A 13,382-nucleotide genomic window follows, 5' to 3' on the forward strand; every position below is an offset into this window, starting at 1 on the left:
GAATTTTTGAGATATGAAAAACAATCAAACCACTTCCCTGTTTCCCAAAGAACAGGTAATGGAAAGTTTAAAACAATCATTCGTGAAATTGAACCCGCGGGTGATGATAAAGAACCCGATCATGTTCATGGTGGAGGTTTGCTCCGTGATCATGTTCGCCGTCATGATATACTCGATATTCAACGATGAGCAGGGTTCATTCGCTTACAACGCTTGCGTGTTCGTCATCCTGTTTATCACGCTGCTATTCGCCAATTTCGCCGAGGCAATCGCCGAAACACGAGGCAAAGCGCAGGCAGACAGTTTGAGAAAAACGAGAGAGGAAACTCCCGCCAAACGCATCGTGGACGGGAAAATCCAACACGTGAGCAGTTCACAATTGAAGAAAGGCGATGTTTTCGAGTGCGAGGCAGGTGACGTGATTCCCTCGGACGGGGAGATCATCGAGGGACTGGCTTCCATCGACGAGAGTGCTATCACGGGGGAATCCGCTCCCGTTATCCGGGAGGCCGGCGGGGACAAAAGTTCCGTGACAGGCGGTACGAAAGTGCTGTCCGACCGTATCAAGGTACTGGTTACCACCCAACCGGGAGAGAGCTTCCTTGACAAGATGATCGCCCTCGTGGAAGGCGCATCCCGCAAGAAAACCCCGAACGAAATCGCGTTGACTATCTTGTTGGCAGCATTCACGCTGGTATTCGTGATCGTGTGCGTGACGTTGAAACCGTTCGCCGACTACACGGGAACGGTAATCACTATCGCGGCTTTCCTATCCTTGTTCGTGTGTCTTATCCCGACCACCATCGGGGGACTACTTTCCGCCATCGGTATCGCCGGAATGGACAGGGCACTACGTGCCAACGTGATTACCAAATCGGGAAAAGCGGTAGAAACAGCCGGGGACATAGATACCCTGTTGTTGGATAAAACGGGAACGATCACTATCGGTAACCGGAAAGCGACACGGTTCTACGCAGTGGAAGGTATGGAAGAGAAAGCATTCATAGAGGCTTGTATGCTCTCGTCCGTGTCTGACGAAACGCCGGAAGGGAAGTCCGTTATCGAACTGGCTCATGAATCCGGCTTGCGCGTGCGGGGATTGCACACGGAAGGCGCACGGATGATTAAATTCACTGCCGAAACCCGTTGTTCCGGTATCAACCTGAAGGACGGTACCGAGATCCGGAAAGGTGCGTTTGACACGATCCGCAAGTTAACGGAAGAAGCCGGGAATAAATTCCCGACGGAAATCACGAAACTGGTCGAAATGATTTCGGCAAACGGAGGTACCCCGCTAGTGGTAAGCATCAACAAGAAGGTTGCCGGGGTTATCGAGTTGCAAGATATTATCAAACCGGGTATTCAAGAGCGTTTCGAACGCCTGCGCAAAATGGGTGTGAAAACAGTGATGGTGACGGGTGATAACCCGCTGACGGCAAAATACATCGCCGAGAAAGCCGGGGTGGATGACTTTATCGCCGAGGCTAAACCGGAAGACAAAATGGAATACATCAAGAAAGAACAAGCCGCCGGAAAGCTGGTTGCCATGATGGGTGACGGAACGAACGATGCTCCCGCCTTAGCACAAGCCAACGTGGGAGTTGCCATGAATAGCGGTACGCAAGCCGCCAAGGAAGCCGGTAACATGGTAGACCTTGACAACGACCCCACGAAGTTGATTGAAATCGTGGAGATCGGAAAACAGTTGCTCATGACACGAGGTACATTGACAACTTTCTCTATCGCCAACGACGTGGCAAAGTACTTCGCCATCGTTCCCGCCCTGTTCATGCTGTCAATCCCCGAACTTGCTGCGTTGAATATCATGGGATTGCACAGTCCGGAAAGTGCTATTCTCTCTGCCATCATCTTCAACGCGATCATTATCCCCATCTTGATCCCATTGGCACTGAGAGGCGTACAGTACAAACCGATCGGGGCTTCCGCCCTGCTCCGCCGCAACCTGCTGATTTACGGTGCAGGGGGTATCATCGTTCCGTTCGTCGAAATTAAATTGATTGATCTAATTGTTGGTTTATTCTTTTAATTGAAAGTCATGAAAAATTTTATAAAGTCATTTAGAATCACGATCGTCTTCTGTATCTTCTTCTCCGTGTTTTATATCCTCGTACTGTGGTTATTCGCCCAAGTAGCCGCACCAAACGGCGGCAACGCGGAAATCATCGAGCTGGACGGCAAAATAGTGGGAGCCGCCAACGTGGGACAAACCTTCACGCGGGACATCTATTTCTGGGGACGACCTTCCTGTGCCGGTGACGGGTATGACGCATCAAGTTCCAGCGGTAGCAACAAAGGACCTACCAACCAAGAATATCTCGACGAGGTAAAAGCACGGGTAGACACCTTCCTCGTGCATCATCCCTACTTGAAACGCAGTGAAGTTCCTGCCGAGATGGTAACCGCAAGCGGTTCCGGGCTAGACCCGAACATCACACCGGAATGCGCTTACGTGCAGGCAAAACGTGTAGCCGAAGCCCGGAAGATGAGCGAAGAAAAAGTGTTGTCCATCGTGGAGGAAGCCGTGGAGAAACCGTTCCTCGGTCTGTTCGGTACGGAAAAAGTAAACGTGTTGAAACTAAATGTAGCATTGGAAAAAGCAGCTAATAATAAATGAAAGTTACCGCTATTCCGCAGTAGGGAGAACCCAAGAATCTGGTAAAACTCCCTCCCGGCTTCGCCGTACTCCCTCTATAAACAGAGAGAGAGCTTAGTTACTCAACGTCTTCGGTATGAGGCACCAGCTCCTCCTCTGTTTATAGAGGAAACCAGCGATTAAGCGAGGGCAGAAAGAGAGCTTGCTCTCGGTTTGCCGAGCGGGAGCTGGTTCGAGACCGGCTTCCGGGCTCACTTGGCGGCGAAGCAGACGGAGGAGTTTTACCGAAGCGGAAATAGTAGTAACACAAAAAGAATTTAACATGAAAAAGAGTTTTAGAATTATTGCATTGGGACTTCTTATGATGATTCCGTTTATGACAAAAGCACAAGACAAACTGAAAGTAAACGGTAAAATAGACTTCGCCAGCGATTATATTTGGCGGGGAGCCTACCAAAATTCGGGCTTCTCCGTCCAACCCACGCTGGGACTCGCCTACAAGAACTTCTCGCTGAGCGCATGGGGCAGCCAGAGTCTGACAAAAACGGACGGAGCGCAGGAATTTGACATCAACTTGAGCTACTCGTTCAATCGCTTCTGCCTCACCCTCACTGACTACTGGTGGAACGGCATCACCAATCCCTACGGCGACTACAAGAACGACCACCACTTCGAGGCATCGCTGACGTACACGTTCGGGGAAAAATGCCCCTTGACGCTGGGATGGGCAACGATGTTCGCCGGAAGTGACGATAATGACGAGGGAGAGCGTGCCTACTCGACTTATATCAGCGCATCATACGTGCTCAACTGCCCGGCAGAGATCTCGCTTACTCCTGCCGTCGGTTTTACCCCGTGGAAAGGGATGTATTACGCGGAGAAAGCCGGATTCACGGATATTTCTCTGAAAGCAAGCAAGTCAATCAAACTCGGGGAACGCTTTTCTTTGCCTATATTTGTACAGGCAATCGCTTCCCCGGTTTTTGACAAAACCTATCTTATCGCCGGGTGGTGCATCGAGTTCTAAATAAAAACAAGTTCATGGGCAAAGAAGAAAACGTACAATATTTCCTAGACCTAATCAAACGGTCGCGACGAGGCAAGTTTAAAATCTACATCGGCATGATTGCCGGTGTAGGTAAAACTTACCGTATGTTGCAGGAAGCGCACGAATTACTGGAGAACGGCATCGACGTACAGATCGGGTATATCGAAACACATGGACGTACCGGAACGGAAGTCCTTGCGCAAGGGCTTCCCGTCATCCCGAGAAAGAAAATATTCTACAAGGCGAAAGAACTGGAAGAAATGGATCTGGAAGGAATCCTGATGCAACACCCCGAACTGGTGATCGTCGACGAATTGGCACACTCCAACGTGGAAGGCAGCCGGAACGAGAAGCGGTGGCAAGACGTCATAGAGTTACTGAATGCCGGAATCAGCGTGATCTCCGCCGTCAATATCCAACATATCGAGAGCCTGAACGAAGAGGTGAAGAACATTGCCGGAATCGAGGTCAAGGAGCGTATTCCGGACAGCGTGTTACAGGAAGCGGACGAGGTCGTGAACATCGACTTGACCGCCGAAGAACTGATCAACCGATTGAAAGCCGGGAAGATTTACCGTCCGGAAAAGATTCAACTGGCGTTGAATAACTTCTTTAAAACAGAGAATATCCTGCAATTACGGGAATTAGCCTTAAAAGAGGTCGCCTTCCGTGTAGAGAAAAAGGTAGAAACGGAAGTTGTCGCCGGGGATATGGGTATCCGGCACGAGAAATTTCTCGCCTGCGTCAGCAGCAATGAAAAGACTCCCCGCCACATTATCCGCAAAGCCGCCCGACTCGCCGCACATTACAATACCACGTTTATAGCCCTCTACGTGCAAACACCGCGGGAAAACGCCGACCGCATCGGGCTCGCCACGCAACGCCATCTACTGAACCACTTCAAGCTGGCTACCGAACTGGGGGGCGAAGTGATGCAAATCGCTTCCCCGCACGTGTGGAAAACCATCGTCAATACTTGCCGCACGAGGCAAATCACCACCATCTGCATGGGGCAACCGAGTTTCAGAATGCCTGCTTCATGGATAAAAATCAACAGATACAGAAAATTCCTAAACGCAATGAGAGAAATGAACATTGATTTGATTATACTCGCGTAATAAAACTGAGAATCATGAATATAAAGGCAAAATTAACGATAGGGATAGGGGTTCTGGTTGCCATGATCATATTGCTGGTCGCCCTGTCGGTAGTAAACTTACAAATACTGACCGCAACCGAGCCGGACAGTCCGGCTGCCGCCCCCGGTCTGAACCGGGCTTTGTTATGGATCGCTATTGTCGGGATTACATGTATCGGTATAGGGATAACCATGTTGATACGCCTCCCCTCCTCGATTAACAAACCGATCAAGGAATTAACCGACGCCATCACCGAGATCGCAAACCATAACTACGAGAAACGCTTGAATATAAAGGATAATCAAGAATTTTCAGTAGTATCCGAGAACTTCAACCGTATGGCACAACGCCTTGCCGATTATCACGCCAGCACGCTGGCACAGATGATGTCGGCAAAGAAATACATGGAAACCATCATCAACAGCCTCAGCGATCCGATTATCGGACTGAATAACGAGATGAAAATCCTCTTTATCAACGACGAAGCCCTGAATGTACTGAACCTGAAACGAGAGGAAATATTGAACCAAGCGGCACAGGATATTGCCCTACGAAATGATCTGCTGCGCAGACTGATACGGGAACTGGTCGGCAAACACCCGCAGGAGAAGCAGGAACCCTTGAAAATCTATGCCGACAATAAAGAAAGTTATTTCCAAGCCAAATACATGACCATCACCCAACCGGGTAAAAACGGCAAAGCCCCCGAAAAGAAAGGGTACGTGATCATGCTCAAGAATATCACGGAATTTAAAGAACTGGATTCCGCCAAAACTACTTTTATTTCCACGATTTCCCACGAGTTGAAGACACCCCTCTCCGCTATTCTCATGAGCCTGCAATTGCTGGAAGACAAGCGAATCGGTGCACTAAACCCGGAACAAGAGGATTTATCCAATAGTATCAAAGAGAACACGGAACGACTGTTGAACATCACGAGCGAATTGCTGAATATGACTCAAGTCGAGGCGGGTAAACTCCAACTGAAACCCAAAATCACGAAACCGATAGAATTGATAGACTACGCTATAAAAGCGAACCGGGTACAGGCAGAGAAATTCAACATCCAGATTGAAGTGGAATACCCCGAAGATAAAATCGGCAAATTGTTCGTTGACAGCGAGAAGATAGCATGGGTATTGACAAACCTGTTAAGCAATGCCATCCGCTACTCGGCGGAGAACAGTAGAGTTATTATCGGAGCCTGCCAAACACAAGACGGATATATCGAATTGTACGTCCAAGACTTCGGAAAAGGCATCGATCCCCGCTACCACAAAAGCATCTTCGATCACTATTTCCGCGTCCCCGGAACAAAAACACAGGGCAGCGGTCTAGGACTTTCCATCTCCCGCGACTTCGTGGAAGCACACAGCGGAACACTGACGGTACAAAGCGAATTAGGAAAAGGAAGCACGTTTACAATGCGATTGAAAGCCTAGATACCATTTTAGATTTAGCGATTTTAGATTGAACTTCTCCGTCAGCAGAGCTACCACCTCCTCTATAAACAGAGGAGGAGCTAGAATACAGTCTTAAACGTTAGAACCTGCAACTCGCCGAAGGGGTAGTCCAATCTAAAATTTAAAATCTAAAATTAACTAAACCCACTTCACCAAAGCAAAATCCTGCCTGTGCGGTAACAAGATATTCTTCGGGAATATCCGCAAGCCCAGCATGAACTGCCCGGGATCATCGGGAGTTACCTCGATCGAGTAAAGTCCCTTACCATTCTCGAAAGATACGGGAACGAACTCCTGCGTGAAGCAAACCTCGAGCCGCTCGTCTTTCTTCATCATGGCAACCAACTCAATACCCACGTCGTCAAGAGATAATTCCCCAAGCTCGAGAGTAACTTTGGCCTGATAGGATTTCCCGAGAGAAATAATCTGCTTGGATTTATCCGGTAATATCAAACCGTCTACCTGCACGGAATCCCATTCGCGGCTTACCTTCTTCTTCCACTCCGCAATCTGATTCGCCAAAGCATAGTTATTCTCGCTCAAACGGTGATAACGGCGGGACATCGGAAGATAGAATTTATCCTCGTAATCCGACAACATCCGGTTAGACGTGAAGTTTGCCGCCACCTTGGCAATCGTGTTCTTGATAAACCCTGCCCACGAAGCGGAGATCCCGTCGGCCGCCTTATCGTAGAAAGCGGGGGCGATCTCCGACTCGATAATATTGTATATCATCTCGGAATCCAGTTCATTCTGAAATTCCTGATTCTCGTATGCCCGTTCCATCGGCAAAGCCCAACCGGCATCCTTCTGGTAACCTTCCACCCACCATCCGTCGAGGACGCTGAAATGCATCACCCCGTTCATGGCGGCTTTCTCGCCACTCGTACCGGAAGCCTCCTGCGGCCGCGTGGGCGTGTTCATCCAAACATCCACCCCTTGCACCATCAGACGTGCCAAGTCCATATCGTAATTCGGCAGGAACAATATCTTACCCAAGAACTGCGGGTATTTCGACACTTCCACGATACGTTTAATCAAATCCTGTCCCGCTTGATCCGCCGGATGTGCTTTCCCCGCGAAAATAAACTGCACGGGACGATCCGGGTTATTCACGATCTCGTTCAAACGATCGAGGTTGCGGAACAACAGGTGTGCCCGCTTGTACGTCGCGAAACGACGGGCAAAACCAATCGTCAGTATATCATCCCGCAACGTGTCCTGAATATCCACGATCTGTTTCGGGGTAAAATATGCCGTGACCTGCTCGTCCGCCAAACGATGCTTGATATGACGGATCAACCGGGAACGCAAGATGTTGCGCGTTTCGCTGATGATTGAATCGGGCACTTGATAAATACCCTCGAAACAAGCCTTATCGTAATGATGCGTCTTGAACTTCTCACCAAACACGCCTCCCTGTATCTTTTTCCACTCGGGAGCCGCCCACGTCGGGTAGTGCACCCCGTTAGTCACGTAACTGATATGTAACTCTTCCGGCATGTACCCCGGCCACAAGTCCTTGAATATATCCCGGCTCACCTTGCCGTGCAGCCAGCTGACACCGTTCACCTCCTGCGACAGGTTCGCCGCGAGGAAGCTCATGGAGAACTTCTCGTTCGGGTCGTTCGCGTTTACCCGTCCCAGAGCCAACATCTGTTCCCACGTGATCTTCAACCGATCAGGCACGAACCAGAAATAAGTCTTCAACATACCTTCCGAGAACGAATCATGTCCGGCAGGGACCGGGGTATGAGTCGTGAACAACGAAGAAGCGCGAACCACTTCCATCGCTTCCGCGAATGAAAGCTGACCGTCCGCCACGTATTCCCGCAGGCGTTCCAGACCGGTAAACGCGGCATGTCCCTCGTTACAATGATAAACATCCGCCTCGATGCCCAGCTTGCGCAAAGCACGGATTCCACCGATACCCAACAATATCTCCTGCTTCAAACGGTTTTCCCAATCCCCGCCATACAGGAAGTGCGTGATACTACGGTCTGCCTCTTGATTATCCTCGTAATCGGTATCCAACAAATAGAGTTCTATCCGTCCCACGTTCACTTTCCAGATACGGGCATACACATCCCGTCCGGGGAAGGTTAAGCTGATAGTCAACCAATTGCCATTAGCGTCACGCGCCGGGGCTACCGGAATCTTCGTGAAATCCTGCGCCTCATACTCCGCTTCCTGATTACCGGCAGCCGAGAATTTCTGGGTAAAGTAACCGTAACGATACAACAAACCTACTCCCGTTATCTTGGTTTTCTTGTCACTTGCCTCTTTCATGTAGTCCCCGGCAAGGACACCCAAACCACCGGAATATATCTTCAATGACGAATGTAACCCGTACTCCATGCTGAAGTAAGCGATAGAAGGCTCACTCATCTGCTTTTTTTCCTCCATGTACTTCGAGAACTTATTGTACACGGCCTCTAAACGTGCCACGAACTCCTCGTCATTCTCCAACTCCTTGTAGCGATTCAAAGAAATCTTGTCCAACAAGGCGATGGGATTATGACGAGTCAACATCCATTGCAACGAGTCGATGCTCTTGAACAAATCAATAGCCTCCTCGTTCCAGCACCACCAGAGATTATTCGTCAACTCCTCCAACGCCCTCAACCGTTCCGGGATGGAACGATGAATGATAACCGAAATCCAGTTCGGCGTGGCAGAAGCGCTCTTCTTCTCGATAAACGACCATTGCTCCTCCTCCACGACCGGAAGTTCGGCGATACGCTCGTTCACCTTGCCGACAGCCACGCAGTAGGCATCGTTGTAATAGGACACCAGATTCTCCCACAAGGCAATCTTGGACACTTCTTTCGCATTCTTGCATATAGCTTGGAAATCCCGCTTGTTCATGGCGGCGACCTCCTTTATCTTGTCGGCTATCTTCCGTACCACTTCCTCGTTGTTCCGGTCATCCCGACGAATCACCTCAATACCGGGATGCGCTTTCTTGTAATGGGATTCCACCCACAACCCGAATCCCGCCAAAGTCGTCGTGATAGTCGGCACCTTGAACGCCAGACTTTCCAGCGGCGTGTATCCCCACGGTTCATAGTACGAGGGAAACACTGTCAAATCCATACCCACGAGCAGGTCATAGTAAGGCATATTGAATACCCCGTCATTCCCGTTCAGGTAACTCGGACAGAAAAATACTTTCACTTTGTCCTCCGCCCGGTTCAACAACTGTTCCTCGCCCAGTTTCCGCAACACGGGATCGTTCTGCGGGTCGGACAATTCGTGTGTCATATAGGGCAACACGGTTTCCACCGCTTGATACGGACGTTCCAGATTATTTACCAATTCCCGGTTCACGCCTTTGAAGCCTGCCGGAACAAGAATGAAAGCAAGTATATCCCGTTTGTTTTCCGCATTCCGGTTCAAACGTCCCAACGCCTCGACAAACACGTCCAGTCCTTTGTTCTTGAACTCGTAACGCCCGCTGATGCCCACTATCAACGCGTCTTCCGCCACAGCTCTGCCCAACTGCGCCTGAGCAACTTTCAACAACCTATCACGCCCTTCCTGACGTTTCCTCGGGTAATTCGCCTCGTCCGGCGTAAAACTATTCTCGAACCCGTTCGGGGTAACCGTATCCACGTTCTTACCCAAGAAATGTGCACACTCCAACGCCGTGATATCACTCACCGTCGTGAAGGCATCCGCCCATTCCGCCGACTTACTTTCCAACGACTGTTTAGCAGTCACGCCAAAACGCCTTGCCGTTTCCGCGGGGTCATAATCTTTCATCGGATCGTATAACGGCAACCCGTTCCCGGCGATACTACGCCCGAGTACCGTGGCATGAGTAGTGAACACGCACCCGATTTGCGGCATCACGTCCCGCAAGTAAAGCAACCCGCTTCCGGTCATCCACTCGTGGAATTGCGCTATCACCTGCTGACGTGCGGACACATGGTAACGCACGAAACTCTCGATTACTTTTCCCGCCGTGAACCCGAACAACACGGGTTCGATGTAGTCCCACTGTCCCGTGAGCGAATCCACTTGAAACTTATCCCAGAAAGAGGTCAGTATCTGATCTTTCTGCGGGATAAACGAGGTGAAATCCACGAGTATTACCGCCGGGTTACCCGCGATATTCCAACGTCCCACTTTTATACGCAACCCCTCCTGTGCGGCTTTCAAACGCCACGATTTAAACAAGTGGGGATCTTCCGTGAACTCGGGGTTCGATACATCATACCGCCACACGTCGGGTCCGATCAATATATGGTTGTTCTTGAATTCCCCGGCCATACTCAACACCTTCGTTGAGATCACCGTGTGTATACCTCCAACCTTATTACACACTTCCCAGCTTACCTCGAACAAATAGGCGGGATTTTTCAATTCCAAATTGTTCATACTTTTTAATGTTTTGACTTAACTTTTTTCTCCTTGTCGTCCACCTTTTTTGATGTCTTCGCAGAACTTTCCGCACTCTTTTTTTGAGGCGTCCTCGTCGTTTTCTTTGATTTCACGGGGCTTTCCTCTTTATCGGTGTCCTTTTCATCTACAAGTATACGCTTTTTTTCCATATCCTCCACCCTCAAGATAACATCACTTAACACATTCATGTAATTAATAAATGCCTCGTAAGGAGTTTCGTAAGGAGAAACGTAACGGTGGAAATCATTATCCGAGAATAGTTTTGTCCTCATGTAATAGAAATGGTCGCTCGATTGCAAACGCCAGTAATCCTTATCCAGAGCCTGATCGTTTAACGCCCTCACCCGAGGTTGTATCTTGAACAACTCCTCGAATGCCTCCGTTTGCAGTTCGTTCCCTAACCATCCTGTAATATCTTTTTCTTCATCCGGCCATGAAATCGGGTATGGCACGTGCAAGGGTGCCACGGGTTGATGCTTCTTCACCACCTCTTTCGGCGTCAAAAACTCGAAATCCGTCATGGAGAATATATATTCCGGCAACGATCGCATAAACTCGAAAATACCCGTTTCTGCGGATTGGTTCTCGCCGAACGTTTCGTAATTCATAAAGAGATTCACTATCTCGCTCTCCGCCGCACTCTCGTTCAACCAACGGGCGTATTTATCCGCCGTGATCGGCCACTCGTTCCAATCCCGCTCGCCAAAACGCATGGAAAGATCATCACTCAACCGGGAATTCTTCAACAGCAACTTCAGTTTCGGGTTCGCCGCATTCGTGTACAGGAAATTCGGACTCTTCCATCCCAACACATGCTTCGCCCCGTCCGTCAGCATCGCTTCAAATCCCATCGCGGCCACCCGCTCCCCGATCAGATCGGAATATATCAACGAAGAATTGCGCAGCGTCACCGGTTTCTGACCGAACAACTCCTCCATTCTCTCCACGTGCCGCTTCACCTGCAACTCGAATTCATCGGTAGACGAGAGGGATGCCAGCGAATGGGGATAAGTTTCCGCCAGAAACTCCACGCACCCGGTCTTCGCCAACTCTTGGAAACTCTCTATCACCTCCGGGGTATGCAGGGCAAACTGTTCCAATGCCGACCCGGAAATGGAAAAACTCACCTTGAAATTCTCCCCGTAATGCTTAATTATATCCATGATTAACCTGTTCATCGGCAAATAGCATTTCTCCGCCACCCGCCGGATTGTCGAGCGATTCACGTACTCGTCAAAATAATCATGACGTTTGCCTATATCAAAAAAGCGATATCTTCTCAGTCTCACCGGTTGATGTATCTGAAAATAGAAACACAATGTCTTTCTCATAACCATACATTTTTAATTGAGAATTGAAAATTGAAAATTGAAAATGACTTCTCTCTTTTCTTCCTTTTCAACCGTCTATTTTTATTACTTAATTTAAATTCCTAACACGTTTTCGTACACCTCTTTTACTTTTAAAGCGGCATTTTCCCATTTCAACTGATTGACTTCCTCCAATCCTTGTTCACCCGCCATTTTACCCAGTGCAGGGTAAGACAGCAAAGCGTACATGGCGTCCGCCAACGCATCCACATCCCAATAATCAACTTTAATAGAATGCTTCAAAACCTCTGCCACCCCGGATTGTTTGGAAATGATAGTGGGTACACCCGCCCTCATTGCCTCCAGCGGAGAGATACCGAAAGGTTCGGAAACAGAAGGCATCACGTACACATCGCTGTACGAGAACATCTTCTGCACGTCGTCCCCCCGCAAGAATCCGGTGAAATGGAACTTTGTCGCTATCTTCAACTGTGCCACCCGACGGATAGACCGGTTGAACAGGTCACCGCTTCCCGCCATAACGAAACGCACGTTAGGATAACGTTTCAAGACTTTGTACGCTGCTTCTATAAAATACTCGGGACCTTTCTGGAAAGTGATCCGTCCCAAAAACGTAACCACCTTCTCTTTCACGCCCCGTTCAACTTCCATGTCCTCGCGTGTTTGAAAATCCACGGCGTTATGAACGGTCACCACCTTGTCGGGATCAATACCGTAACGATTAATCACGATATTACGCGTCAAGTTACTCACGGTAATCACCCGGTCGGCGACCTCCATTCCCCGCCGTTCGATATCATACACCTGTTGGTTCACGTGCTCCCCGCTCCGATCATACTCCGTGGCGTGCACGTGAATCACCAGCGGTTTGCCCGAAACCTTCTTTGCCACAATCCCGGCAGCATACGTCAGCCAGTCGTGCGCATGTATAATATCAAAATCCTGTTGCGCCGCTATCGTCCCAGCCACCATGGCGTAGCGTGCAACCTCCTCCATCAGATTCGCCCCGTATTTACCGGAGAACTGAAACTTGTTACGGAAAGTGATATGTTCCCCGTGCTCCCCGGTCTTCACCGCTTCTGTCACCGTCCTCTCGAAAGTTTCCGGATCGAGATAAGGCACCAGATTGGAACCGATCTCCATAAAGTTCACGTTCTGCCAGTATTCGTCCAATGTAGAATACTCGCTCATCATTTCTACATCACTCGCATTAATGATCTTTGCAACACTTTGGTCTTCATCACCCCCGGCCTTAGGCATAACGAACATGATTTTGACTCCATGTTTAGCCAATCCCTTCGTCAAGCCGTAACTGGCCGTTCCCAAGCCCCCTGCAATATGTGGTGGAAACTCCCACCCAAACATCAATACTTTCATATT

Annotated in this window: 8 protein-coding genes; 5 read left to right on the forward strand and 3 right to left on the reverse strand. The window is 49.4% G+C overall.

Going from position 1 to position 13,382, the window contains the following annotated elements:
• The first annotated feature begins 13 nt into the window (after window positions 1–13).
• The 5 genes from kdpB (at window position 14) to Q5866_RS01895 (ending at window position 6,243) form a co-directional block, all read left to right on the forward strand.
• Window positions 14–2,047: a potassium-transporting ATPase subunit KdpB gene (kdpB, locus tag Q5866_RS01875; RefSeq protein ID WP_303178407.1), complete on the forward strand. Its 2,034-nt coding sequence runs from the start codon at window positions 14–16 to the stop codon at window positions 2,045–2,047.
• Window positions 2,048–2,056: 9 nt separating this feature from the next.
• The gene (locus tag Q5866_RS01880) at window positions 2,057–2,635 is read left to right on the forward strand and encodes a K(+)-transporting ATPase subunit C (RefSeq protein ID WP_303178409.1); all 579 of its coding nucleotides are present in this window, start codon (window positions 2,057–2,059) and stop codon (window positions 2,633–2,635) included.
• A gap of 301 nt (window positions 2,636–2,936) precedes the next feature.
• Window positions 2,937–3,641: a hypothetical protein gene (locus Q5866_RS01885; RefSeq protein ID WP_303178411.1), complete on the forward strand. Its 705-nt coding sequence runs from the start codon at window positions 2,937–2,939 to the stop codon at window positions 3,639–3,641.
• Window positions 3,642–3,655: 14 nt separating this feature from the next.
• A complete protein-coding gene (locus tag Q5866_RS01890) occupies window positions 3,656–4,780 on the forward strand; it encodes a sensor protein KdpD (protein WP_303178413.1) in 1,125 nt (374 codons plus the stop codon).
• Between the two features lie 14 nt (window positions 4,781–4,794).
• On the forward strand, window positions 4,795–6,243 hold the full coding sequence (locus tag Q5866_RS01895) for an ATP-binding protein (RefSeq protein ID WP_303178414.1): 1,449 nt from the start codon (window positions 4,795–4,797) through the stop codon (window positions 6,241–6,243).
• A gap of 159 nt (window positions 6,244–6,402) precedes the next feature.
• On the opposite strand, the gene glgP is transcribed toward Q5866_RS01895, so the two are convergent.
• The 3 genes from glgP to Q5866_RS01910 all read right to left on the reverse strand — a co-directional run bounded on the left by glgP (window position 6,403) and on the right by Q5866_RS01910 (window position 13,379).
• Window positions 6,403–10,647, reverse strand: a complete 4,245-nt coding sequence (gene glgP / locus Q5866_RS01900; protein ID WP_303178416.1) for an alpha-glucan family phosphorylase — start codon at window positions 10,645–10,647, stop codon at window positions 6,403–6,405.
• Window positions 10,648–10,652: 5 nt separating this feature from the next.
• Window positions 10,653–12,002 (reverse strand): glycoside hydrolase family 57 protein, encoded by a 1,350-nt coding sequence (locus Q5866_RS01905; protein ID WP_303178418.1) that lies wholly within the window; start codon window positions 12,000–12,002, stop codon window positions 10,653–10,655.
• Window positions 12,003–12,095: 93 nt separating this feature from the next.
• The gene (locus Q5866_RS01910) at window positions 12,096–13,379 is read right to left on the reverse strand and encodes a glycosyltransferase family 4 protein (RefSeq protein ID WP_099291986.1); all 1,284 of its coding nucleotides are present in this window, start codon (window positions 13,377–13,379) and stop codon (window positions 12,096–12,098) included.
• Window positions 13,380–13,382: the final 3 nt, after the last annotated feature.

It is taken from the genome of uncultured Butyricimonas sp. (genome assembly GCF_959596855.1).
Classification (GTDB): domain Bacteria; phylum Bacteroidota; class Bacteroidia; order Bacteroidales; family Marinifilaceae; genus Butyricimonas; species Butyricimonas muris.